22 protein-coding genes are annotated in these 24789 nt (G+C 70.2%); 11 read left to right on the top strand and 11 right to left on the bottom strand.

What is annotated here, in order from left to right:
• The first annotated feature begins 94 nt into the window (after positions 1 to 94).
• Both ACT3S3_RS00610 and metX read left to right on the top strand, forming a co-directional pair.
• Positions 95 to 1435: an O-acetylhomoserine/O-acetylserine sulfhydrylase gene (locus tag ACT3S3_RS00610; protein WP_301442478.1), complete on the top strand. Its 1341-nt coding sequence runs from the start codon at positions 95 to 97 to the stop codon at positions 1433 to 1435.
• 11 nt (positions 1436 to 1446) lie between these two features.
• Complete coding sequence (metX, locus tag ACT3S3_RS00605) at positions 1447 to 2568, top strand: homoserine O-acetyltransferase MetX (RefSeq protein ID WP_444626001.1); 1122 nt, start codon at positions 1447 to 1449, stop codon at positions 2566 to 2568.
• Between the two features lie 6 nt (positions 2569 to 2574).
• On the opposite strand, the gene ACT3S3_RS00600 is transcribed toward metX, so the two are convergent.
• The 9 genes from ACT3S3_RS00600 to ACT3S3_RS00560 all read right to left on the bottom strand — a co-directional run bounded on the left by ACT3S3_RS00600 (position 2575) and on the right by ACT3S3_RS00560 (position 10390).
• Positions 2575 to 3564, bottom strand: coding sequence for a sulfate/molybdate ABC transporter ATP-binding protein (locus tag ACT3S3_RS00600; protein ID WP_301442476.1), 990 nt, complete (start codon positions 3562 to 3564; stop codon positions 2575 to 2577).
• Positions 3565 to 4368, bottom strand: a complete 804-nt coding sequence (locus tag ACT3S3_RS00595; RefSeq protein ID WP_441582309.1) for a sulfate ABC transporter permease — start codon at positions 4366 to 4368, stop codon at positions 3565 to 3567.
• On the bottom strand, positions 4365 to 5156 hold the full coding sequence (gene cysT, locus ACT3S3_RS00590) for a sulfate ABC transporter permease subunit CysT (protein WP_441579107.1): 792 nt from the start codon (positions 5154 to 5156) through the stop codon (positions 4365 to 4367). Before cysT ends, ACT3S3_RS00595 begins: the two co-directional genes overlap by 4 nt.
• Positions 5157 to 5158: 2 nt before the next feature.
• A complete protein-coding gene (locus ACT3S3_RS00585) occupies positions 5159 to 6337 on the bottom strand; it encodes an extracellular solute-binding protein (protein WP_301442844.1) in 1179 nt (392 codons plus the stop codon).
• 102 nt (positions 6338 to 6439) lie between these two features.
• Positions 6440 to 7369, bottom strand: coding sequence for a TIGR03571 family LLM class oxidoreductase (locus ACT3S3_RS00580; protein ID WP_301442843.1), 930 nt, complete (start codon positions 7367 to 7369; stop codon positions 6440 to 6442).
• A gap of 2 nt (positions 7370 to 7371) precedes the next feature.
• A complete protein-coding gene (locus ACT3S3_RS00575; protein WP_301442842.1) occupies positions 7372 to 7767 on the bottom strand; it encodes a DUF3017 domain-containing protein in 396 nt (131 codons plus the stop codon).
• A complete protein-coding gene (locus ACT3S3_RS00570; protein ID WP_444625999.1) occupies positions 7764 to 8615 on the bottom strand; it encodes a bifunctional methylenetetrahydrofolate dehydrogenase/methenyltetrahydrofolate cyclohydrolase in 852 nt (283 codons plus the stop codon). The genes ACT3S3_RS00575 and ACT3S3_RS00570 overlap by 4 nt, the downstream gene beginning before the upstream one ends.
• 18 nt (positions 8616 to 8633) lie before the next feature.
• The gene (locus tag ACT3S3_RS00565) at positions 8634 to 9125 is read right to left on the bottom strand and encodes a tRNA (cytidine(34)-2'-O)-methyltransferase (RefSeq protein ID WP_441579106.1); all 492 of its coding nucleotides are present in this window, start codon (positions 9123 to 9125) and stop codon (positions 8634 to 8636) included.
• Entirely contained in the window at positions 9122 to 10390 is a 1269-nt protein-coding gene (locus ACT3S3_RS00560) for a M18 family aminopeptidase (RefSeq protein WP_441579105.1), read from the bottom strand. The genes ACT3S3_RS00565 and ACT3S3_RS00560 overlap by 4 nt, the downstream gene beginning before the upstream one ends.
• Before the next feature lie 123 nt (positions 10391 to 10513).
• Between ACT3S3_RS00560 and ACT3S3_RS00555 the strand changes: the two genes are divergently transcribed.
• From ACT3S3_RS00555 to ACT3S3_RS00545, 3 genes are read left to right on the top strand one after another with little or no spacing between them, the layout of a single operon-like run.
• On the top strand, positions 10514 to 11827 hold the full coding sequence (locus tag ACT3S3_RS00555) for an HNH endonuclease signature motif containing protein (protein ID WP_301442838.1): 1314 nt from the start codon (positions 10514 to 10516) through the stop codon (positions 11825 to 11827).
• A gap of 22 nt (positions 11828 to 11849) precedes the next feature.
• Positions 11850 to 13217: an aminopeptidase C gene (locus ACT3S3_RS00550; protein WP_441579104.1), complete on the top strand. Its 1368-nt coding sequence runs from the start codon at positions 11850 to 11852 to the stop codon at positions 13215 to 13217.
• Entirely contained in the window at positions 13217 to 14563 is a 1347-nt protein-coding gene (locus ACT3S3_RS00545) for a C1 family peptidase (protein WP_301442836.1), read from the top strand. The genes ACT3S3_RS00550 and ACT3S3_RS00545 overlap by 1 nt, the downstream gene beginning before the upstream one ends.
• On the opposite strand, the gene ACT3S3_RS00540 is transcribed toward ACT3S3_RS00545, so the two are convergent.
• Positions 14560 to 15708 carry an alpha/beta hydrolase family esterase gene (locus ACT3S3_RS00540; RefSeq protein WP_441579103.1) on the bottom strand — a complete coding sequence of 383 codons (1149 nt, stop codon included), beginning with the start codon at positions 15706 to 15708 and terminating at the stop codon, positions 14560 to 14562. The two genes, ACT3S3_RS00545 and ACT3S3_RS00540, sit on opposite strands and share 4 nt — an antisense overlap.
• A 122-nt stretch (positions 15709 to 15830) precedes the next feature.
• On the opposite strand from ACT3S3_RS00540, the gene ACT3S3_RS00535 reads away from it, so the two are divergent.
• Together ACT3S3_RS00535 and ACT3S3_RS00530 are read left to right on the top strand one after the other, a co-directional pair.
• A complete protein-coding gene (locus ACT3S3_RS00535) occupies positions 15831 to 17144 on the top strand; it encodes a lipase family protein (protein WP_441579102.1) in 1314 nt (437 codons plus the stop codon).
• 100 nt (positions 17145 to 17244) lie between these two features.
• Positions 17245 to 18222 carry a MinD/ParA family ATP-binding protein gene (locus ACT3S3_RS00530; protein ID WP_301443195.1) on the top strand — a complete coding sequence of 326 codons (978 nt, stop codon included), beginning with the start codon at positions 17245 to 17247 and terminating at the stop codon, positions 18220 to 18222.
• A gap of 1 nt (position 18223) precedes the next feature.
• Here ACT3S3_RS00530 and ACT3S3_RS00525 read toward each other — a convergent pair whose 3' ends face one another.
• Complete coding sequence (locus ACT3S3_RS00525; protein WP_441579101.1) at positions 18224 to 21418, bottom strand: error-prone DNA polymerase; 3195 nt, start codon at positions 21416 to 21418, stop codon at positions 18224 to 18226.
• A 45-nt stretch (positions 21419 to 21463) separates the two neighbouring features.
• Between ACT3S3_RS00525 and ACT3S3_RS00520 the strand changes: the two genes are divergently transcribed.
• The 4 genes from ACT3S3_RS00520 to ACT3S3_RS00505 all read left to right on the top strand — a co-directional run bounded on the left by ACT3S3_RS00520 (position 21464) and on the right by ACT3S3_RS00505 (position 24769).
• Positions 21464 to 22063, top strand: coding sequence for a helix-turn-helix domain-containing protein (locus ACT3S3_RS00520; RefSeq protein ID WP_301443197.1), 600 nt, complete (start codon positions 21464 to 21466; stop codon positions 22061 to 22063).
• A gap of 96 nt (positions 22064 to 22159) precedes the next feature.
• Positions 22160 to 23053, top strand: coding sequence for a MetQ/NlpA family ABC transporter substrate-binding protein (locus ACT3S3_RS00515; RefSeq protein ID WP_444614744.1), 894 nt, complete (start codon positions 22160 to 22162; stop codon positions 23051 to 23053).
• Positions 23046 to 24080: a methionine ABC transporter ATP-binding protein gene (locus ACT3S3_RS00510; protein WP_301443198.1), complete on the top strand. Its 1035-nt coding sequence runs from the start codon at positions 23046 to 23048 to the stop codon at positions 24078 to 24080. The genes ACT3S3_RS00515 and ACT3S3_RS00510 overlap by 8 nt, the downstream gene beginning before the upstream one ends.
• Positions 24077 to 24769, top strand: coding sequence for a methionine ABC transporter permease (locus tag ACT3S3_RS00505; RefSeq protein WP_301443199.1), 693 nt, complete (start codon positions 24077 to 24079; stop codon positions 24767 to 24769). The genes ACT3S3_RS00510 and ACT3S3_RS00505 overlap by 4 nt, the downstream gene beginning before the upstream one ends.
• Positions 24770 to 24789 lie beyond the last annotated feature (20 nt).

The raw sequence follows: 24789 nt of genomic DNA, 5'->3' as shown, positions 1-24789 counted from the left end.
AAAGTAGACCGAGCTGTTTGCTGCCTGGACGGTGGTGGGTTATCGTGTTCCCAGCGAAACGACACCTCTGACCCCCGAAGGGACCACCACACTCATGAGCACCAGGTACGACAACTCCGACTCCGCCTCCTGGGGATTCGCCTCCCGCGCCGTCCACGCCGGGCAGACCGTGGACTCCGACACCGGAGCCCGCAACCAGCCGATCTACCTCACCACCTCCTACGTCTTCGACTCCGCCGAGCACGCCAAGCAGCGCTTCGCCCTCGAGGACCTCGGCCCGGTGTACAGCCGGCTGACCAACCCCACCCAGGAGGCCCTGGAGAACCGCATCGGTTCCCTGGAGGGCGGCGTGCACGCCGTGGCCTTCGCCTCGGGCCAGGCCGCCGAGACCGCCGCGATCCTCAACCTCGCCGGCGCCGGTGACCACATCGTGACCTCCCCGCGCCTCTACGGCGGCACGGAGACCCTCTTCGGCGTCACCTTCGCCCGCCTGGGCATCGAGGTCACCTTCGTCGAGGACCCGGACGACCTGGACTCCTGGCAGGCCGCCGTGCAGCCGAACACCAAGGCCTTCTACGGCGAGACCTTCGCCAACCCGCAGGCCGACGTCCTCGACATCCCGGCCGTCGCCGAGGTCGCACACCGCAACAACGTGCCGCTGATCGTCGACAACACCGTCGCCACCGCCGCGCTGGTGCGCCCCCTGGAGCTCGGCGCGGACGTCGTCGTCGCCTCGCTGACGAAGTTCTACACCGGCAACGGCTCCGGCCTCGGCGGCATCCTCGTCGACGGCGGGTCCTTCGACTGGACCGTCGAGCGCGACGGCGAGCCGGTCTTCCCGTCCTTCGTCACCCCGGACCCCGCCTACCACGGCCTGAAGTACGCCGACCTCGGTGCCGCCGCCTTCGGCCTGAAGGCCCGCGTGGGCCTGCTGCGCGACACCGGCGCCGCACTGTCCGCCTTCAACGCCTGGGTCACCATCCAGGGCCTGGACACCCTCGCCCTGCGCGTGCGCAAGCACAACGAGAACGCCGAGATCGTCGCCGGCTCCCTCGCCGAGAACGCCGCCGTCGCCACGGTGAACTACGCCGGGCTGCCGGACTCCCCCTGGTACGCCACCAAGGAGAAGCTGGGCCTGGAGTACACCGGCTCGGTGCTGTCCTTCGACCTCGCCGTCGACGACGTGTGGTCCGACGAGGCCCGCGAGAAGGCCTGGGCCTTCATCGACGCCCTGAAGCTGCACTCCAACCTGGCCAACGTCGGCGACGTGCGCTCGCTGGTCGTGCACCCGGCGACCACCACGCACTCCCAGTCGGACCAGAAGGGCCTGGCCCGCGCGGGCGTGAACCTCGCCACCGTCCGGCTCTCGGTGGGCATCGAGGACATCGAGGACATCCTCGCCGACCTGCAGCTCGGCTTCGACGCGATCAGCTGAGGCCACCGCACATGAGCATCGACCCCCGGTCCCTGCCCGCCTCCCACTCCTCGGCGACCGTCCCCATCGGGACGTTCACCACCGAGGCGGGCGTGGACGTCCCCGGCGCCGAGCTGCGCCTGTTCGCCTGGTACGAGGGCACCGCCGAGGAGGCGGTGGCGCGCCCGGTGATCGTCATCGAGCACGCCCTGACCGCCGACGGCGACGCCGACGACTGGTGGTCGGGCATCATCGGCCCGGGGCAGGCGCTCGACACCGAACGCTACCTGGTGCTCTGCGCGAACTGCCTCGGCGGCTGCCAGGGCTCCACGGGACCGTCCTCGGCGCACCCGGACGGCGGGGCCTGGGGGTCCCGCTTCCCCGCACTGTCGATCCGCGACCTCGTCGCCGCGGAGAAGACGCTGCTCATCGACGTACTGGGGGTGCGCCGTATCCGCGGCGTCGTCGGTGCGTCCATGGGCGGGGCCCGCGTGCTGGAGTGGACGTTCATGTACCCGGAGGTCGTGGAGGCCGCCCTGCCCGTCGCCGTCTCGGCGCGGGCCTCGGCCTGGCAGATCGGCATCCAGTCGGCGCAGATCCGCTTCATCACCGCCGACCCCTGCTGGCAGGACGGCGACTACCACGGCTCCGGCCGCATCCCCTCCCACGGTCTCGGCCAGGCCCGCCGCATCGCGCACCTGACCTACCGTGGTGAGCTCGAGCTCGACGAGCGCTTCTCCACCGAACCGCAGCCCGGCGAGAACCCCTACGGCCCCTACAACTCCCCCACGGAGCGATTCGCCATGGAGAGCTACCTCGACCGGCAGGCCGAGAAGCTGGAGGCCCGGTTCGACGCCGGCAGCTACGTGATCCTCACCGACGCCCTGAACCGCCACGACGTGGGACGCGGGCGCGGCGGCATGAACGCGGTGCTGGGCTCCTCCCAGGTGCCGACGATGGTCGCCGGCATCGACACCGACATCCTGTACCCCTACCACCAGCAGGAGCACCTCTCCCGCAACCTCGGGGACTTCATCGGACTGTCGAAGATCACCTCCCCCACCGGTCACGACGGCTTCCTCACCGAGACCCGTCAGATGACCATGATCCTGGACAAGTTCCTCACGAAGGCCGCGCTGCTCGCGCAGCGCTGAGCCCGCCTACCCCGCCGCGGCGGTCGCCCGGGCGTACACCGTCTCGCCCACGCTGGCGGGCCCGAGCCCCAGCGTGCGGGCGTCGCCGCGGGTGATCTGCGCGGTGAACTCCTCGCCGTCGGCGGCGTCGGTGAGTTCCACGCGCACCTCGAAGCCGAGCACGGCGACGCGTCGGACCACGGCCTCGCGCACCCCGGTGGCGGCGATCTCGTTGCCGGGCACCTCCGGGTCGGCGTTGCGTCCGAGCCGGATGTCGTGGGGACGTACCGTCGCACCGTCCAGCGTGGTGACGTGGCCCAGGAAGGACTGCACGAAGGGGGTCTCCGGGGCGTCGTAGAGGGCGGTGGGGGTGCCGACCTGCTCGATGCGTCCGTCACCCATCACGGCGATGCGGTCGGCGACGTCGAGCGCCTCCTCCTGGTCGTGGGTGACCAGCACCGTGGTGACGGTGAACTCCTCGTGCATGTGGCGCAGCCAGGTGCGCAGGTCCTCACGCACCTTGGCGTCGAGCGCGCCGAAGGGCTCGTCGAGCAGCAGGACGCCCGGGTTCGGCGCCAGGGCACGCGCCAGCGCCATGCGCTGCCGCTGGCCGCCGGACAGCTGCGAGGGGTAGCGCGTGTGGTAGCCGGCCAGGCCGACGATCTCCAGCAGCTCGTCGACACGGGCGTCGATCTCCTTGCGCGGACGCTTGCGTACGGACAGGCCGAAGGCCACGTTGTCGCGCACGGTCATGTGCTTGAAGGCGGCGTAGTGCTGGAAGACGAACCCGATGCCGCGGTCCTGCGGCGACAGCCGGGTCACGTCGGCACCGTCGATCACGACGGCACCGGAGTCGGGGTGTTCCAGCCCGGCGATGGTGCGCAGCAGGGTGGACTTTCCGGAGCCGGACGGGCCGAGCAGGGCGGTCAGCGAGCCTTCGGGGATCTCCAGGGAGACGTCGTCGAGGGCGGTGAAGTCGCCGTAGGTCTTCACGGCGTGGGAGACGGAGATGGTCATCTAGGAAACCTTCTTCTTCTGCAGCAGGGTCATGACGACCAGGACGATCACGGAGACGATCATCAGCAGGGTCGCCGCGGCGTAGGCGCCGTAGACGTTGTTGTCGTCGAGGTAGCGGGAGTGCACGAGCAGGGTCAGGGTCTGTCCGCCGCCGGCGAACCCGGAGGCGACCATGATCACCGCGCCGAACTCGCCGAGGGCGCGGGCGACGGTGAGCACCACGCCGTAGGACAGGCCCCAGCGGATCGACGGCAGGGTGATCCGTCGGAAGGTCTGCCAGGAGGACGCGCCCAGCGTGGACGCCGCCTGCTCCTGTTCGGTGCCGATCTCACGCAGCACCGGTTCGACCTCCCGGACGATGAACGGCAGGGTGACGAACACGGTGGCCAGCACCATGCCGGGCAGCCCGAAGATCACCCGGAAGCCGAGGTCCTCGACACCGCCGAACCAGCCGTCGGTGCCCCACAGCATGATCAGGGCCACGCCCACGATCACCGGCGACACCGCGAAGGGCAGGTCCACGACGGCCTGGACGACGGACTTGCCGGGGAAGCGTCCCCGCACCAGTCCGAGGGCGACGACGATGCCGAAGACCACGTTGAGCGGCACGGTGATCACCACGATGAGCAGCGAGGTCTGCAGCGCCGACACCGCCGCCGGGGTGGTGATCCACTCCCAGAACTGGCCGACGCCGGGTTGCACCGTGCGCCACAGGATCGTGCCGACGGGCAGCGCGACGAGCACGGCCAGGTACACCAGCGCGAGGGTGCGCAGTGTCAGGACACTTCTCTTGGACTGGTTCATGCGTCCTGCTCCTTCCGGGAGCTGCGGTCCCCGACGAGGCGGAGGACGAGGAGTACGACGAAGGTGATCACCAGCAGCGCCACCGACACCGCGGCGGCGGCCGCCGGGACGTCCGACTCGATCTGTTCCTGGATGTACTGGGAGGCGACCTGGGTCTCACCGGGGATGTTGCCGCCGATGAGCACCACGGAGCCGTACTCGCCGATCGCGCGGGCGAAGGCCAGGCCGGTGCCGGACAGCACCGCCGGCCACAGGGCCGGCAGGATGATGCGGCGGAAGATCGTGGCGTTGGACGCCCCGAGCGAGGCGGCGGCCTCCTCCACGTCGTGGTCGAGTTCGATGAGCACGGGCTGCACCGAGCGCACCACGAAGGGCAGCGTGACGAACGCCAGGGCGATCACGAGGGCCGGCTGGGTGGCGTTGATCGTGATGTTCATCGGGCTGTCCGGCCCGTACAGGCTGAGCAGCACCAGGGAGGCCACGATGGTGGGCAGGGCGAACGGCAGGTCGATGACCGCGTCCACGATGCGCCGGCCGGGGAAGTCGTCGCGTACCAGCACCCAGGCGATCAGGGTGCCGGTGACCATGTTGATCACCGCCACGGCCAGGGACACCTTCGCGGTGACCCAGAGGGTCTGGCGTGCGCCCTCGGAACTGACCGCCTCCCAGAACCCGCCGATCCCGCCGGAGAACGCCTCCGTGGTAAGCGCGACCAGGGGCAGCAGCACGATGACGGACAGCCAGAGTGTGGCGGTGCCCATGCTGAGTTTGGTCGTCCTGTCGCTCATGGTCACACCGCCTGGTAGATCGTGGTGATGGCGCCGCTGTCCTCGCCGCTGCCGGGTTTCGCCCGCTTGAACAGGACCTGGTCGACCAGGTCCCAGTCCGCCGCGGTGCCCTCGGGGTCGAGGTCCGGGTCGAGCTCGCGGAAGGCCGCGGCGAGTTCGTCGACGGTGTGCACCGTGTCCAGCTCGCGGAAGGCGTCACGCTGCCCGGCCGGAAGGGAGTCGATGACGTCGGTGGTGTCGTCGAAGAGGTCGGGTCCGGGCCGGAAACCCTCCGCCGCCCACAGCTTCTCCGCCTCGGGGGTGAACAGGTAGTCGCGGAACTCGGTGGCCTTGGCAAGGTCGCCGTCCGGGTCGTCGGAGGTGTCGACGAGGGCGACGGGGTTCTCGATGCGGAAGGTGTCGTCCGGCACGGTGTAGTCGATGCGACCGCCGTTGCGGTCCAGCTCGATGGCCTCGTTCTCGTAGGACAGCAGGACGTCGCCCTGCCCGCTCTCGAAGGCGGAGGTGGCCTCGCGTCCGGACTTCGGACGCACGGTGAAGTGCGCCCCGACCAGCTGGGTGAGCTTGTCGAGCGCCTCCGAGTGGGCGGTGCCGGTGTCGGCGCCGCCGTCGAGGGCCTGGAAGAACCAGCTGGCGTAGGGGGCCAGCAGGTTCCACTTCGCCGAGCCGGAGCTCGCGGGGTTCGGACTGATGACCTCGACCCCGGGTTCCAGCAGGTCGTCCCAGTTCTCCAGGCCCAGCGGGTTGCCCTCGCGGGTGACGAAGGAGACCACGGAGCCGAAGGGGACGGACTTCCCGGACTCGTCGCCGGGGACGTCCTCACGCCAGTCGTCGGCCACCTGGCCGGCGTCGACGAGACGTGTCACGTCCGGCTCGACGGAGAAGTTCACGATGTCGGTCGGCAGGTGGCGGGCAACCTTGCGCGACTGGTCGCCGGAGGCGCCGTAGCTCTCGGCGAAGCCGGTGTCCGCGCCCTCGGGCGTGCCGCGGAAGCCGCGGATCACGGCCTCGAAACCGGGCTTGGGGACGGCGTAGGCGACGAGGTTCAACCGCTCGTCGCCGGACGAGACGTCCACGACCCCCGGGTCGTCGACGGTTCCGCCGGGCAGTGCGAACACCCCGGCGACGGCCACCAGGCCGACACCGACGAGTACCGCCCCCAGGCTGGGTTTGAACGCCACGTGGTTTTCCTCTCCTCCGCACAGACTGCTCTGTCTACTACGCAGGAGACACTATCGCCCCACCTCCGGACCCCCGCAGCGTTCCATTCACCACGAATGGAATCACCCGTCCAGTGCGGTGAACTCCGGTACCACGTGCTCGGCCAGCTCCCCCAGCACTTCCGCCACCGGTCGCCCACCCCCGGCGAGGTGCAGCGACACGTGGTTGACCCCCATCGCCCGCTGGGACGCCAGGATCTCCAGCAACCCGCGCCGACCCGTGCGGTACCCGAAGTCGCGCCCCTCGACCGGCAGGTCGGCGTCCTGCGACAACTCCAGCCACATCGACTCGGCGAAGGGTTTGAACCGCTCGCCGCAGGACGCCCGCCAGCGGTCCACCATCACCTTCTGCTGCGGCAGCGACCGGTGGTAGGTCAGCCACCCGTCGCCGTGGGCGGCGTTGTAGTCCATGTTCTGCTGGCACGACCCCGTCGGCAGCACCGGCACCGCGCCGCCGGACGGCGTGGGCACCACGTCCGCACCCGCCATGCGCCCGCGCGACCAGTGCACCGGACGCCCCGTCGGCGCCCACGCCGCGCGCAGCACCTCCAGGTTCTCGCGGAACAGCGCGGCGCGCTCCCCCTTCTCCAGGCCGAAGGCCGGGAACTCCTCGGGGCGGTCCCCGCTGGCCACACCCATGAGGAAGCGTCCCGCGCTGAGCCGGTCGAGCCCGGCCGAGCGCTTCGCCAGCAGCAGCGGGTGCGCCAGCGGCAACACCACCGCCGCCGTCCCCAACGCGATCCGGTCGGTGTGCGCGGCGAGCCAGGTCAGGTACATGAACGGGTCGTGGACCTGGCCGACGTCACCGAAGGTCTCGACCCGCAGCGGGATGTCGCGCGCCCACACCGCGGCGACGCCGGCGTCCTCCGCCAGCCGGACGAGGTCCACCTGCGCCGCGACGTCCTGCAGGTCCGGGCCGGTCGCCCCGAGCGGCAGGGTCAGTCCCAGGGTCATCTCCCCCTCGGCGAAGGTCCTGGCGAAACCGGGCTTCACGACTAGCTGCCCAGCGCGTCCACGGACACCGCCACCAGCAGCATCGCCGCCCCCACCGCGGCACAGAACAGCGAGTCGAACTTGCGCGAGCGTACCGACAGCACGCCCAGGATCTCCCCGTCCACGATCCAGCGCAGTGCGGCGAGCACCAGCATGCCGGTGCCCACCGTCACCGTGCCACGACGCCAGCGGTCGGCCACCAGGAACACCAGCCCCACCACCATCACCAGCACGAACCCCACGACCAGCAGCATCTGCACCGTCTGGTTGAGCCGCGAGTGCGGCACCCGCGCATCGTGCGGGTTGCGCAGCAACGTCCGGCGCTCGGCCGGGGTCAGCTCGACGAGGTCGGCCTTGTCGGATTCTGCAGTGTCGGTGGTGTCGGGAGCGTCGCTCACACCAGTCGCTCCGCCCGTTCCACCACGTTGTGGACCAGGAAGGCGCGGGTCAGCGGGCCGACGCCGCCGGGGTTCGGCGAGACGGCACCTGCCACACCCCACACGTCCGGGTGCACGTCGCCGGCGAGCTTGCCGTCCACGCGCGAGACTCCGACGTCCAGCACCGCGGCGCCGGGCTTCACCATGTCCGCGGTGAGCATGTGCGGCTTACCGGCGGCGGCGACGATGATATCGGCGTCCCGGGTCTCCTTGGCGAGGTCCTTCGTCCCGGTGTGGCACAGCACCACGGTGGAGTTCTCCGTCCGACGGGTGAGCATCAGGCCGATGGGACGGCCCACGGTCACACCACGGCCGATGACCACGGTCTTCGCCCCGTCGAGCTCCACGCCGAAGCGACGCAGCAACGCGATCGCCCCGTTGGGCGTGCAGGGCAGCGGCGCCGGCTCCATCAGCACGAGCTTGCCGAGGTTCACCGGGTGCAGGCCGTCGGCGTCCTTCGCCGGGTCGATGCGCTCGAGCACCGCGTTCTCGTCCAGGTGCTTCGGCAGCGGCAGCTGCACGATGTAGCCGGTACACGCCGGGTCGGCGTTGAGCTCGTCGATCACGGCGTTGAGCTCCTCCTGCGAGACGTCCGCAGGCAGGTCGCGCCGGATGCTGTTCACCCCGATCTGCTCGCAGTCGTGGTGCTTCATCTTCACGTAGGAGTGGCTCCCCGGATCGTCGCCGACGAGGACGGTGGCCAGCCCCGGCGTGACCCCCTTCTCCTTCAGCGCCGCCACGCGGCGGGTGAGGTCCTCGACGATCTCGTCGCGGTACAGTTTGCCGTCAAGCTTGGTCGCATCAGTCACCGCACCATTATGGCACCCTCAGCGTCCGCCCGGGAACCCCGCCTGCCGCCACGCCTCGTAGGCGGCGACGGACGCCGCGTTCGACAGGTTCATGCTGCGCCGTCCCTCCTGCATCGGGATGCGCACCTGCCGGGTGATCCGTGGGTCCGCGAGCGCCTCGTCCGTCAGGCCGGTGGGCTCGGTGCCGAAGAGCAGGACGTCCCCCGGTTCGTAGTCGACGTCGGTGTACCAGGTGTCGGCGTGGGCGGTGAAGGCGAAGACCCGCGCGCCTGCGGCGCCGGCGAGTTCGTCCAGCGCCGCGTCCAACGACGGGTGCACCTGCACGTCGGCGAGGTCGTGGTAGTCCAGCCCGGCGCGCCTGAGGTGCTTGTCGTCGAAGTTGAAGCCCAGCGGCTCGGCCAGGTGCAGCGAGGCACCGGTGCCGGCGCACAGACGGATCGCTGCCCCGGTGTTGCCGGGGATAGCCGGGTGCTCGAAGAGGATGCGGCAGTACGGGGTGTTCTCGCTCACTGCTCCCACCAGGCCTTCAGCGTGTCGGTGAACCAGGACAGGTCGTGGACCCCGGCCATCTCCCGGGCCGAGTGCATCGACAGCAGCGGGATACCGACGTCGACGGTGGGGATGCCGAGCCGGGTGGCGGTGATCGGCCCGATGGTCGAGCCACAGGGGACGTCGTTGTGGCCGGCGAAGACCTGGTCGGGGGCCCCGGCGGCACGGCATGCCGCGCGCCACGCCGCGGAGGTGGCGGCGTCGGAGGCGTAGCGCTGGTTGGCGTTGACCTTCAGCACCGGGCCGCCGTTGACGACGGGGCGGTTGACCGCGTCGTGCTTGCCCGCGTAGTTCGGGTGCACGGAGTGGGCGGCGTCGGCGGAGACGCAGGACGACCGGGCGAACATCGCCCGGGTACCCTCCACGTCCGCCCCCAGCGCCGTGGAGGTCCGCGTCAGCACGTCCTCGAGCACGGGTCCGGCCGCGCCACTCGTCGTCGCGCTGCCGACCTCCTCGTGGTCGAAGGCTGCGAGCACCGGGACGACCCCGTCGACGTCCTCCGCCGAGAGGAAGGCCTCCAGGGAGGTGAAGACGCTGCTGAGGTTGTCCATGCGCCCGGCGGCGATGAAGTCACCGCGTGCACCGAAGACCTCGCCGCGCTGGGCGTCGACGGTGATCAGGTCGTGGGCGAGGATGTCGTCGGCGTGCACGTCGGGCACGTCGAGCGCACCGGCGACGACCTCGCCGATCGTCGGCGAGCCGTCACCGACGGCGAACACCGGCTGCATGTGCTGCTGCCGGTCGAGGGTGAAGCCGCTGTTCACGCTGCGGTCCAGGTGGATGGCCAGGTGCGGGACGCGCAGCACCGGGGCGGTGCGCACCAGGTGCTCGCTGCCGTCGGCGAGGACGACCCGTCCGGCGAGCCGCAGTTCGCGGTCCAGCCAGGCGGGCAGGATGGCCCCGCCGTAGACCTCGACGGCGGCCTGACGCCACCCTCCGGGCCCGACGATGTCGCCGACGGGCTTGAGTTTCAGCCCCGGGGAGTCCGTGTGGGAGCCGACGATGCGGAACCTGTCGGCCGTCCCCTCGGGGACGCGCCAGGCCAGCACCGCCCCACCGCGCACGATGTAGTGCCCGCCGGGTGAGGCGTCCCACGTCTCCTTCTCGTCCTGCCGGTGGAAGCCGGCGGCGGCGAGCCGGGACGCCACCTCGGCGGCCGCGTGGTAGCTGCTGGGGGACGCGTCAATGAAGTCAATAAAGTCGAGATAGTCGGCGGTGCCTGTCATGGCCACCAGTAAACCACCCGTCACGGACACCGACACCGTCGGCCCTGCAGTAAGACGAACATGTGTTCGATCGATTCGCCTTTCCGTCGTTTCATGTCCGGGGCCCTTGATAGCGTGATCGACATGACGGACACCACACCACCGCCACCACGTCACGGCTTCCGGGAGGACGCCCACTTCCTTCGCCAACTCGACATCGTCGCCAACGAGCTCATGGGGGACCTCGGCCACCGCCCCCACTGGTCGGTCGAGGTCGACACCTCCCCCGCCGTGAGCGCGACCCGCCGCATGAACGTGGCAATGCTCGACCTCGCCCGCGCCTCCACCCCGCTGGACGACGCGGACGTCACCGAGCACTACTCACGCCTGCAGGCGCAGACCTCCATCACCCGCGGACGTGCGGAGACCTTCTGCGACGTCGGGCTGCTCTGCCTGCGCATGCCGCGTCTGTCCGTGCACCTGGGCCGCGGCATGCTCGGCTACGACCATCTGCGTGTCCTGGCCCGTGCCGCCGACGGCGTCGCTCAGGACGACCCCGCACTCCTCGCCGAGGTGGAGACGGCACTGATCAAGGTACTCACCCCGCGACGCGACGAGCAGGCCATGCCCGGTCCCCGCACGCTGTACAACCGGATCGCCAAGGCCATCGACGACGTCGACGAGCTCGCCCGCCCCCTGGACCCGAACGCCGCACCCACCACCGCCGAGCGGCCGCGGCGTCAGGTCAACGTGGACACCTACGACCAGGAGACCACGGCGATCACCGCCGTCCTGCCCGCCGTCGAGGCCGAGGAGTTCCTCACCGTGCTCGACGCGGTCTGCCGGGACCAGGGGTGTTCCCGCGCGGACGCGATGATGCACCTGGCCCGCGGCACCGCGGAGGTGAAGGTCACGCTCAACCTCTACCGCGACATCGACGGCGCCACCGCCGCCACCGACTCCGGCCACTGGCTGGACGCGATGGCCACCGAGCAGTTCATGGAGCGCGTCACCCACCTGCGCGTCGCCGGGCACGACCAGGTGGAGTCCTACGTCCCCACCGCCCAGATCCGCACCTTCGTCCGCGGCCGCGACGGCACCTGCCGCTTCCCGGGCTGCGACGTCGCCGCACCGAACTGCGACCTCGACCACGTGCGGCGCTACGACCACGACGACCCCGCCGCCGGCGGACCCACCGACACCCGCAACCTGCAGTGCCTGTGCCGCGCCCACCACCTGCTCAAGACCCTGGGCTGGTGGGACCCGACCATCGCCGGCGACGGGACGGTGATGTGGACCAGCGTCGACGACGGCCACACCCTCGTCACCGAACCCTCCGGCCCGCTCGCCGGCTACGCACGCACCACCTTCGCCGAGCGGGCGTCGCGGCGCTACGCCGTGGTCCGGGAGCACAACACCGGCGGGTTCCACGACGACGGGGCGGAGGTGCCGTTCTGACACCGGAGGGTATAACGGACGCATGAACTTCTCACCTCCCCTGTCCCCGACCGTGCTCGAGGAGCTGCGCGACTCCGCCGTCGGCGACCGGGCGCGGCGCATCGCGCGCAACGCCGTCACCGCCGCCGACGTCAACGCCGTCGCGCTCAACCGAGACGCCGTCACCGCCCTGGACCCCACCACGGAGGTCAAGCTCGACCGCCTCGGCGTCTCCGACCAGAAGCAGTCGGGACGCTGCTGGATGTTCGCCGCCTACAACGTCTTCCGCCACCGCGTGGCGGAGGACCTCGGGGTGAAGGAGTTCGAGTTCTCCCACACCTACCTGCAGTTCTTCGACAAGATCGAGAAGTCGAACCATGTGCTGCGCTCTCTGGAGCGGCAGTTCCGCGACGGCGTCACCGACCTCGACGACCGCACCGTCGCCGCCCTGCTGCAGGGCGCGGCGTCCGACGGCGGGCAGTGGAACTACTTCACCAACCTCGTCGCGAAGTACGGCGCCGTGCCGTCCTACGCCATGCCCGAGACCTTCGCCTCCGGGCGCACCCCGCAGCTGGACGGACGCCTGCGCACCGTCCTGCGCCGCGGGGCGTTGCGCCTGCGCGACGCCGTCCTGGCCGGTGAGGCCGCCGAGCCGGTGATCGAGAAGACGCTGGACGACGCCTACCGCGTCACCGCCATCCACCTCGGCGTGCCGCCCACGGAGTTCACCTGGCAGTACCGCGACTCCGACAACGGCTTCCACCGCGGCGGCACCTACACCCCGCTGCAGTTCGCCGCCGAGATGCTGCCCGATGACCTAGACAGCTACGTCAGCGTGGTGCACGATCCGCGCCACGAGGCGGGCCGGGCGTTCAGCATCACCCACGAGAACAACATGTGGGACACCCCGGACTTCAGCTACGTCACCGCCGGCGTCGACACGCTGCGCCGGCTGGTGAAGGACAGCCTCGACGCCGGGGAACCGGTGTGGTTCGCCTGCGACGTCAACCGTCAGTTCGTCGCCACCGCCGGGGTGTGGGACGCCGACCTGCTCGAACTCGACGCCCTCTACGGCACCGACTCCGCCACCACCAAAGCCGAGCAGATGGACACCGCCGAATCCCGGCTGACCCACGGCATGGTGTTCACCGGCTACGACCGCTCGCCCTCCGGCGAGGTGCGCTGGCGTGTGGAGAACTCCTGGGGCACCAAGAGCCACGCCCAGCACACCGAACTCGCCGGCGGCGGCTACGGCACCATGGCCGACAGCTGGTTCGCCGACAACGTCTTCCAGGTCGTCGTTCCGCGCCGGCGCCTCACGGACGACCTGCCCGACGACCTGACAGACGCTGTCGCCGCACTCGACCGCGGCGACACGACCGACCTACCGATCTGGGATGCGATGGCCTGATGACTACTACCGCAACAACCTCCGCCGCACTCGACCCTGCACGTCTGGCCGCCCTCGGCGACGACCTGCGCGCCGACGCGTCCTTCCGCATGGCGCGCAACGCCGCGACCGCCACGAACGTGGAGACCGTCACCCTCGACCGCGACGTCCTGTCCACCACGGACAGCTCCACCTCGGTGAAGCTGGACTCCTGGGCCGTCGCCGACCAGAAGAAGTCCGGGCGCTGCTGGATCTTCGCCGGGCTCAACGCCCTGCGCGGCGACGTCATGGAGACCACGGGCGTCAAGGACCTCGAACTCTCCCAGACCTACCTGCACTACTGGGACAAGCTGGAGAAGGCCAACCACTTCCTCGGCGCCATGGCCGGGCTCGCCGACCGTGACGTCGAGGACCGGACCGTGCAGCACCTGCTCGCCGACCCCGTGGAGGACGGCGGGCAGTGGAACATGTTCGTCGCCCTCGTCGACAAGTACGGTGCGGTGCCGAAGTACGCCATGCCCGAGACCCGGTCGTCCTCCGACACCCGGGCGATGAACCGCGACCTGTCGACCGCGCTGCGTGCCGGGGCGTCCCGCATGCGCGCGGACGGAACGGACGTCACCAGCGTCCACCGCGAGACCCTCGCCGACGTGCACCGCATCCTCACCGTGCACCTGGGCACCCCGCCGCAGCGGTTCGTCTGGCAGTACCGCGACGCCAAGGGCGAGTTCCACCGCGTCGGCGAGCTCACGCCCCGCCAGTTCGCCGACCGCTACCTGCCCGGCGACCTCGACGGGTACGTGTGCGTGGTCGACGACCCCCGGGCGTCCTCCCCGAAGGGGGAGCTTTTCACCGTGGACCAGCTCGGCAACGTCGTCGGCGGCGCGCCGGTGACCTACCTCAACGCACCCGTCGACGTGATCAAGGCCGCCGCCCTGGAGGCGCTGCAGGACGGCACACCGGTGTGGTTCGGCTGCGACACCGCAGCCCAGTCGCACCGTGAGCGCGGCGTCTGGGACGCCCACCTGCACGACTACGAGGGCTTCTACGGTGTGGACCTGGACCTCACCAAGGAGCAGCGCCTGCTCACCGGCGAGTCCCAGATGACCCACGCCATGGTCCTCACCGGCGTGGACGTCGACGAGGCGGGTCGTCCCGTGCGCTGGCGCGTGGAGAACTCCTGGGGCCCGAAGGCCGCGGAGAAGGGCTTCTGGACGATGAACGACAACTGGTTCGACCAGTACGTCTTCGAGATCGCCGTGCACCGCGACCGCCTGCCGCAGCAGTACCGCGAGGCGTTGGACGACACCCCGCACGTCCTGCCCGCCTGGGACCCGATGGGCGCACTGGCAGGTCAGGGCAGCTAGGTCAGCTGGTGGCCGGAGAGGAAGGCCCACACCTCGGTCGTCGCGTCGAGTGAGTAGGACGTGGCCTCGGCGGAGTCCGACGCCGCGCCGGACTCCCCGGACGCGTCGCCGGGCCAGGTGTGCCCGCCGTCGCCGACACGCAGGTGCACCACCGAGGTGCCCGGTGAACACATCGGCCACTGCTGACGACGCACGTCGCCCGCCAGCGCCGTGGTCACCGGCGTGCTCTGGCAGTGGTTCATCGCCGCGACGTCCTCCACCAGGTCACGGGCGGCCATGTAGACCCCGCCGTGGCGGGAACCGCCCTGGTAGTTGATCGTCTCATCCTTCGTGCCGTGGATCTCGAGGAAGGACGGGGCGCGCCCGGCGTCCTCCACGCAGTTCGTGCGCGTCCCGCTGTAGTACGCGCCGGCGACGGAGGCGACCGCGGCGAAGAGGCGCGGCTCGCGGCAGGCCAGCTTCGCCACCATGCCACCGCCGTTGGACATGCCCGCGGCGTAGATGCGCGAACGGTCCACGTTGTAGGTGGTGTTCAGCGCGGCGAGCATGTCGCGGGTGAAACGGACGTCCTCCCCGTCCTTCGTCCGCGAGTACGGCGCGCCCTCCCAGGAGTCGCCCACGCCCTGCATCGAGACGGTGATCACCTCCATCTCGTCGAAACCGGAGTAGTTGTGGAAGCCCTGGGCGGTCTCCCGGTACCCGTGGTAGGCCAGCAGGACCGGGTAGGACTTCTCCGGGTCGTAGTCGGCAGGCACCGACAGGATGCCCTCGCGCGTGCGGTTGCCGCTGCTCAGGGTGATCTTCTTCGAGTTGCCGGGGGCCGGACCATCCAACCGGGGGCCGTTGCCGAGCTCCGCCTCCGCGGCGGTGGGCACGATGCTCTCCGAGGCGGCGACCGCGTTCTCCCGCGCCGTCTGCTCCCGGTAGCTCTCCAGCGCAGCGTTGTTCTCGCCCGCCGGGGCGTGCCCGACCCACACCAGGGCGCCGACCATCACCGTGGCGGTGAGGACGGCAAGGGACCTGGTGATCCGGCGGCGCACCGGACGGGCCTCGTCGACCTGATCCGACAGTGGTTCAGGGACGGGGCCCGCGGTCCGCTGGACCGGGGCGGGGTCGCCGGGCTGCTGCGGAGTGGACTGATTCACTCCCCCATTTCTACTGGTCAGGACGCACGGAATCAACCAGGCCACGCCGTCGGGTGACCACCGTCACTGCAAAAACTTTGAACTTCACAACGAAAGGTTTCTTCCGTTATAGGCTCAACCGCATGACGCACTTCACGAGAAGGATCCTGAGTTGCACGGTCGCGGTCTCCACCGCCCTGACCGTCGGACTGTCCGGTGCCGTCGCACAGGACCTGAGCTGGCCGCCGCCGTCCGGCGAACCCACCGCCACCGACTCCGACCCGTTCTACCTCCCGCCGCAGGACCTGCCCGCCGACCCCGGCGAGGTCATCCGTTCCCAGGACGCACCCCAGCTGCTGGACACCCTGGGCGGGACGGCCGAGAAGATCCTGTACACCTCCACCACCGAGGACGGTGAGCGCGTCGCCACCAGCGGCGTGGTCCTCGAGGCCACCGGCGACTGGCAGGGCGACGGCCCCGCCCCCACCCTGGTCTACTCCCCCGGCACCCGCGGCTCCGGCGACATCTGCGCCCCCTCGCGCAGCACGCAGCAGCTCTTCGGCTTCGACCCCGGCAACGCCGCACTGAACCTCAACTACGAGTACCCCTTCCATGCCGCGGCCAGCGCGCTGGGCATGAACGTGGTCGTCGTCGACCTCATCGGCCTGGGCACCCCGGGCCAGCACACCTACGTCAACAACCCCGAACAGGGACAGGCCACCCTGGACGGGGCGCGTGCCGGACTGGCCCAGCTCGGCCTGCCGGACGACTCCCCCGTCGGCTTCTTCGGCTACTCCCAGGGCGGCGGCGCCGCGGCCGCGGCCGCGGAGATGGCGTCGTCCTACGCCCCGGACCTCAACGTCAAGGGCACGTTCGCCGGCGCCCCGCCCGCCGACCTGCTCGAGGTGGTCAACGCGGTGGACCGGCACGCCATCGTCGGCGTCCTCGGCTACGCCCTCAACGGCGCGCTGGAACGCCACCCCGAACTCGCCGGCCTGACCGACGAGTACTTCAACGAGCGCGGGATGGAGTTCCTCGCCGACACGAAGGACCGGTGCATCGGCGACACGGTCGCGCGGTGGGGGCTGACCGACACCCGCACCCTGACCACCGACGGCCGCTCCTTCGGCGAGATCGCCCGCGACGACGACCGGCTGCGCTCGGTACTGGAGAGCTACAAGCTGGCCAGCACCTACACCGACGTCAACGCGCCGATCATGATCACCAACGGCATCAACGACGACACCATCCCATGGCAGCAGGCGCGCGACACCGCCGCGCGCTACTGCGACGCCGGCGGCACCGTCCAGTTCACCACCGACCCGCTGCCGTCGATCCTGCCGAAGTTCGCGGTGAACCACGCCGTGCCGATGCTCACCAACGCCGGCCCGGCGATGAGCTACATGGTCGACCGCTTCAACGACCGGCCCGCGCCGGACAACTGCGGGGAGTTCTAGGTTTCGTCCCCCTGCCGGACGATACCGGCTACGCTCGTCCCCGGGGCCGGGACGACAAGTGGATCCGGGCAGCACACACGACACAGGGGGAACAGCCGGCATGACGGTACCTGCATCACCTACATCACCAGCACAGTTCAGCAGTCTCGACGCGTCCGCCATGGTCGGCGCGGTGTCCGCGGCACCGCCGTCGGGGTGGCGGCGGCTGGTCCACCGGGTCTCCGGCGGCCGGGTGAACCCGGGCGAGTCGCCGGGCCAGACCGAGCAGCGGGAGGTCGGCGAGCGCATCAGCACACCGTTACGCGGTGACTACCGGATCGCCGTGCTCAGCCTGAAGGGTGGCGTCGGCAAGACGACGACGACCGTCGCCCTGGGCGGGGTGTTCGCCTCGCTGCGCGGCGACCGGGTCATCGCGGTGGACGCCAACCCAGACCTCGGCACCCTGGCCCGCCGGGTCGTGGAGGACACCGTCGAGGCCCCCACCCCGACCGTCCGGGACCTGCTCGACCTGCCGGACGCCTCCCGCTACCCGCAGGTCCGCTCCTGCACCAGCCAGGCGTCGAGCCGTCTGGAGGTGATCGGGTCGGACCGGGACCCGGCGGTCTCCGAGGCCTTCAGCGAGTCCGACTACCGCCGGGCGGTGGACGTGCTGCAGCACCACTACAACATCATCCTCACGGACTGCGGGACAGGGTTGATGCACTCGGCGATGTCCGGGGTGCTGGACCTGGCGCACATGCTGGTGCTGGTCACCTCGCCGGCGTTGGACGGGGCGAAGTCGGCGGAGGCCACACTGGACTGGCTGGACCACCACGGCCACGGGGACCTGGTGGCCAATGCGGTGGTCGTGGTGTCCGGCGCGCACCCGGGGCAGGCGGCGGTGGACCCGGAGGTGCTGTCCGCGCACTTCTCCGCGCGTACCCGGGCGGTGCGTGGCGTGCCCTTCGACCGGCACCTCTCCGAGGGCGGGGTCGTGGACCTGGACCGGCTGGCCCCGGCGACGTTCCGCGCCTACCGCGAGCTCGCGGCGACGGTGGCGGAGGACTTCGGGGCCTGGCACCGGCACGCTGCACTATAAGTCAGCGGAAGTCGCGCGAGGCACTGGCCAGGGCCTCGGCCGCCTCGAGGGGCGAGAGGTCGTCGGCGGCGACGGTCACCGCACCGCCGGCGTTCTGGGCGATGCCGCGGACCATCAGCATCCGGGAGGTCATGGCGACCTTGCGTCGGGCGCGCCACAGTCCCGGCGACACCATCACGTTGACCAGGCCGGTCTCGTCCTCCATGCCCAGGAACGTGACCCCGCCGGCGGTCATCGGACGCTGGCGGTGGGTGACCACGCCGGCGACGAGGATGCGCCGGCCGTCCTCCACACCCAGCAGGGAGGACGCCGGGACCACCGGGAAGTTCCCCGGCCAGGCGTCCAGCCTGGCACGCAGCAGGCGCACGGGGTGACCGTCGGACGTGACGCCGGTGGCGGAGACGTCCGCCGCGGCGAGTTCGAAGGCGCTCATCCCCGGCAGCGCCGGAGTGGAGACCGTGGAGGTGCCCGGCAGCATCCCGGCGCGTTCGGTCGCCGCCACGCCCGCCGCCCACTGTGCCTGACGGCGGGTGAGCCCCAGGCTGTCGCACGCCCCCGCCCGGGCCAGGGCGGAGACCTGGTCGACGGTGAGGCCGGCCTCGCGGGAGAGGTCGGCGACCGCGGCGAAGGGCGCGTCCCGGGCGTCCCGCGCGGCGACGAGACGTCCGGCGACGTCCTTCCCGATGCCCTTGACCGACCCGAGGCCGAGGCGGATGTCGCCGTCCTCCACGGTGGCCTCGACCTGGGAGGCGTTGACGTCGACCGGGCGCACGCCCACGCCGTGACGTCGGGCGTCGGAGACCAGCGACTGCGGCGAGTAGAACCCCATCGGCTGGGCGCGCAGCAGCGCCACGCAGAACTCCGCGGGGTGGTGGCACTTGAACCAGGCGGAGAAGTACACCAGCGAGGCGAAGGACTGCGCGTGGGACTCCGGGAAACCGTAGGACGCGAAGGCGATGACCTTGCGCCACAGCTGTTCGGCCAGTTCCGCGTCGATGCCGTGCAGGTCGCGCGCACCGTCGATGAAGCGGGCGTGCATCTGCTCCATGCGCTCCGGGGAACGTTTCGACCCCATCGCCCGACGCAGCGCGTCCGCCTCGGCGGGGCTGAAGCCGGCGACGGTGACGGCCATCTGCATCAGCTGCTCCTGGAACAGCGGGATGCCGAGCGTGCGCTTCAGGACCGGCTCCAGGCTGGGGTGGTCGTAGGTGACCTCCTCCTCCCCGTTGCGCCGGCGGATGAACGGGTGCACGGAACCGCCCTGGATCGGCCCCGGACGGATCAGCGCGACCTCGACGACCAGGTCGTAGAAGGTGCGGGGACGCAGCCGGGGCAGGGTGGCGAGCTGGGCGCGGGACTCGACCTGGAAGACGCCCACCGCGTCGGCGCGGGCGAGCATGGCGAAGACCTCCGGGTCGGTGGGCTGCAGGTGCCACAGCTCCACCCGGGTGCCGGTGGTCTCCTCCACCAGGTCGACGGCGTGGTGCAGGGCCTCGAGCATGCCGAGGCCGAGCAGGTCGAACTTCACCAGGCCCACGTCGGCGCAGTCGTCCTTGTCCCACTGCACCACCGAGCGGTCGTCCATGCGGGCCCACTCGGTGGGGACCACCTCGGAGATGGCCCGGTCGCAGATGACCATGCCGCCGGAGTGGATGCCCAGGTGACGGGGCTGCCCGGTGAGCCGGGAGGTGAGCTCGCGCACCGGGTCGGGCGGGTCCTCCAGGCCGCGCGACCAGGCGTCCACCCGGCCGGGGTCGTGGCCGAGGGCGCGGGCGGCGTCGCGCAGCGCCCCCTTGGAGCGGTAGGTGATGACGTTGGCGACCTGGGCGGCGTTGTCCCGGCCGTAGCGGCGGTAGACGTCCTGGATGGCCTCCTCCCTGCGGCCGGACTCGATGTCGAGGTCGATGTCCGGCGGGCCGTCGCGCTCCGGGGAGAGGAACCGTTCGAAGAGCAGGTCGGCGGCGACGGCGTCGACGTTGGTGATGCCCAGGGCGAAGCACACCGCGGAGTTCGCCGCCGAGCCGCGCCCCTGGCAGAAGATGCCGCTGGTGTGGCAGAAGTCCACGATGCCGTGGACGATGAGGAAGTAGCCGGGGAAGCCGAGTTCCTCGATGATCCCGAGTTCGTGGTCGATGACCTCCCAGGCCCGCGGGTGGTCCTGCGCGGTGCCGTAGCGGTGCCGGGCGCCGCGGTGGGTCAGCTCCCGCAGCCAGCTCATCTCGGTGTGCCCGTCGGGGACGGGGAAGTGCGGCAGCCGCGGGGCGATGAGGTTGAGGGTGAAGGCGCAGTCGGCCCCGACGCGGGCGCTGGCGGCGACGGCGTCGCGCAGCCACCCGCAGTCGCCGGCGAGGGTGAGCATCTCCTCGCCGGAGTGCAGCCACGTCCCGCCGAGCGGGTGGGTGTGCGGGGTGGCGGTCAGGACGTCCTCCCGGTCGTGCAGGGCGTGCTTCGCCCCCGCCAGCCGTGCCTGGGCGGGTGTGGCACAGGTCGCCGCGGAGGAGACGACCTCGGTGAGGCCGTGGTCCAGGGCGAGGTCGTGCAGGGCCTCGTTGCGGTCCACGTCCGAGGGGCTCATCGTCTGGCCGAGCTCCACGAGGCAGGCGTCCGGCCCGAAGGCCCCGACGATCTCCGTGGCGTGGTGCAGGTGGTGGTGGTCGAGCAGGACGTACCAGTGCCCGTCCGCCGCGGCGGCGACGTCAGTGAGCGGCGGGTAGTCGGCGCTGTCCTTCTCCCGGCGCGCCATGCGGGCGTCGGTGATCACGTGGGAGAGCCGGCGGTAGCCGTCCTGCCCGCGGCACAGGACGGTCAGCGGTGCCACGTCGGTGCCGAAGACGGAGAGCTCCGCGCCGAAGACGGTCGCCAGCCCCGCCTCCGCGGCGGCGGTGGCGAGCCGGGCGGCACCGTAGAGTCCGTCGCGGTCGAGCACCGCCAGGGCGGTGAGGCCCAGGTCGACGGCCGCGTCGACGTACTCGGCGGGGTCGCTGGCGCCGTGGAGGAAGTTGTAGGACCCGGCGGCGTGCAGTTCGGCGAAGGGTACGGTGGCTGCGCAGGACGCGCCGGCGGTGCGTGCGCCGTCCCGCCAGAGCGTCTCGCGGCCACCCTCCCCCACGCCGACGGCGTGCAGCGGGGCGGTGTCGGTGCCGGAGAGGATGCGCTCCAGGCGCGACCAGCTGAGCGCCCTACCGTTACTGAACATGTGTTCGATACTAGCGGAGGGTCCGGACGTGGGAAACTGGTGTACATGAACAGCAATGATCCCCAAGACCCCAACGATCTCAGCCAGGTCGGTACGCGGCTGCGCGCCACGCGCCAACAGCTCTCGATGACGATCGCCGAGGCCGCCGAGGCGACGGGGATCTCGCGGAGCACCCTGTCGCGCCTGGAGAACGGCGGACGCCGGCCCACCCTGGAACTGCTCATGCCGCTGGCACGGCTGTACCGGGTGGCGTTGGACGACCTGGTCGGTGCACCGCAGACCGGCGACCCGCGCATCGACATCCGGCCGCTGTACCGCGGCGGGGCGGTGCACCTGCGCCTCGGCGGCGACGGGGAGAAGGGGGTGACCGCCTTCAAGCACGTGATCCCGGGTGTCGCCGCAGGTCGCCGCCCGGAGTCCGCGCCCCGGCAGCACAGCCATCCGGGGCGCGAGTGGGTGTTCGTGCTGGCCGGTACGTTGCGCCTGGTCCTGGACGGCAGCGAGTACCTGATCGAGCCCGGCGAGGTCGCGGAGTTCGAGTGCACGGTGCCCCACTGGTTCGGTGCCGGCGGGGAGACGGCGGTGGAGTACCTCGGGCTCAGCAGCCCCGGCGGGGAGAAGGTCCACCTCACGCCGAAGACGTGACCGGTCGTAACTAGACAGAGCGGTCCATCCTGCTGTACTACTACTAGCATTGCGCGAAACCCCGCATCCCCCTTTTGACGTCCCCAGGAGGACCCCTTGATCACGCGTCTGAAGAAAGTCGCCGCCCTCGGCACCGTCGCCGTCGTCTCCGCCGTAGGCCTGACCGCCTGCATGAGCGACGACAGTGACGCCGACACCATCACCATCGGCTCCACCGAGGCCAACGAGAGCCAGTGGAAGGCCTTCCAGCAGAAGGCTGAGGAGGAGGGCGTGAACGTCGAGGTGAAGTCGATCACCGAGTACGCACAGCAGAACCCGGCCCTGTCCAACGGCGACCTGGACGTGAACCAGTTCCAGCACATCCAGTACCTGGCCGAGTACAACGTCTCCGCCGACGACGACCTGGTGCCCTTCGGTTCCTCGCAGATCTTCCCGATGGGCGTCTACTCGAAGAACCTCAACACCGTCGAGGAACTTGAGGAGGCAGGCGAGGTGATCATTCCGAACGACAGCACCAACGGCGGCCGGGCGATCCTCGTCCTCGCCCAGAACGGACTGGTCACCCTCAAGGACGACGACGTCCTGGCACCGCGCCCCGCGGACATCGACGAAGAGAAGTCCAAGGTCAAGGTCACGGCGGTTGATCCCGGCCAGACCGCCGTCGCCTACAACGACGGACAGGCCTCCTTCATCAACAACAACTACCTCGACTCAGCCGGGGTGAACGCGAACGACGCGGTGATCACCGACGACCCCGAGGCACCCGAGGCACAGCAGTACATCAACGTCTGGGTAACCACCCAGGAGAACAAGGACAACGAGGACTTCCAGAAGCTCGTCGAAATCTGGCACTCCGACGAGGTCCAGGAGGCCGTGCAGAACGACACCGACGGCACCGCCATCGAGGTCGAGAAGACCCCGGAAGAGCTCCAGGAGATCCTCGCCGACACCCAGCAGAAGTTCCGTGATCAGGGCACCTCGGATGAGTAACGGCACCGCCGTCGAGTTCCGCAACGTCGGCAAGGTCTTCACCCAGGGCAAGAACCGGATCACCGCCCTGGAGGACGTGTCGATCACCGTGCCGTCCGGCTCGATCGTGGGCATCATCGGCTACTCCGGTGCCGGCAAGTCCACGCTCGTGCGCCAGATCAACGGACTCGACAAACCGACGAGCGGCCAGGTACTGCTCGACGGCCGGGACATCGTCCCGCTCAAGGAGAGTGAACTGCGCAAGATCCGCCGCGACATCGGCATGATCTTCCAGCAGTTCAACCTGCTGAGCTCGCGCACCGTGGCCGGCAACATCGCCTACCCGTTGAAGCTGCAGGGCATGCCCAAGGCCGAGCGGGAGGCACGGGTCACCGAGCTCCTCGACTTCGTCGGACTGTCCGACAAGGGCCGTTCCTACCCCGAGCAGCTCTCCGGCGGGCAGAAGCAACGCGTGGGCATCGCCCGCGCGCTGGCGACGAACCCGTCGCTGCTGCTCGCAGACGAGGCGACGTCCGCCCTGGACCCCACCACCACTCGCGAAGTACTGGAACTGCTGCGCAAGGTCAACGAGGACCTCGGCATCACCATCGTGGTGATCACCCACGAGATGGAGGTCGTGCGCACCATCGGCGACCGGGTGGTCGTCATGGAAAACGGACATGTGGTCGAGCACGGCAGCGTCTACGAGGTTTTCTCCCACCCGAAGACGGACGTGGCGGCGAACTTCGTGGCCACCTCCCTGCGCAACACCCCCGACATGGTCGAGGCCGAGGCGCTGCAGCACGAGTCTGGCCGGCTGTTCACCGTGACCATGAAGGAGGGCGCGGGCTTCTTCCACGCCATCTCCGAGGTCGAACGGGCCGGCGTCAGTGTGAACATCGTCCACGGTGGCGTGACCACCCTGCAGAACCACTCCTTCGGACGGCTCACCGTGCAGATGACCCCGAAGGACGCCGCCGGCGAACAGGCCGTGGAGACCTTCTACCGCGACCTGTCCGCCACGACCGAGATCGAGGAGATCCGTTGAGCACCACAGACACCCTCCTCCTCGCGAAGGACACCGACTGGGAGTTCCTGTCCCCCATCTACCAGGACGCCATCGTCGAGACGCTGTACATGGCGATCTGGGGCCTGGCCATCGGTGGGCTCGCCGGGCTGGTCCTGGGCGTCCTGCTCTTCACCACCCGCAGTGGTGGCGTCCTGGCCAACCGGCCGGTGTTCTGGGTCCTGAACATCCTGGTCAACATCGTCCGGCCGATCCCGTTCATCATCCTGCTGACGGCCCTGGGGCCGTTGACGAAGATCATCACCGGATCGATCCTGGGCATCAACGCCGCGACTTTCGCGATCATCATCGCGGCATCCTTCGGCGCCGCACGCATCGTGGAGCAGAACCTGGTGTCGATCGACCCCGGCGTGATCGAGGCTGCACGCGCCATGGGTGCCGGCCCGTTCCGGATCATCTTCACCGTGATCATCCCCGAGGCTCTCGGCCCGCTGATCCTGGGTGGGACGTTCATGTTCATCGCGATCGTCGACATGTCCGCGATGGCCGGCTACATCGGCGCCGGTGGACTGGGAGACTTCGCTATCCAGTACGGCTACCGTGCCTTCGACAACAACGTGACTTATGTCGCGCTGGTCACGATCATCGTGATCGTCCAGGCCGCGCAGCTGTTCGGCAACTGGCTCGCCCGGCGGGTCATGCGCCGTTAACCCACGCTGACCTGTACCGC

This window comes from Corynebacterium sp. AOP40-4SA-5, from assembly GCF_052377355.1.
GTDB lineage: Bacteria > Actinomycetota > Actinomycetes > Mycobacteriales > Mycobacteriaceae > Corynebacterium.
Note: the sequence above shows the minus strand (reverse complement) of the source record. Positions and strands in the feature narration are given on the sequence as shown.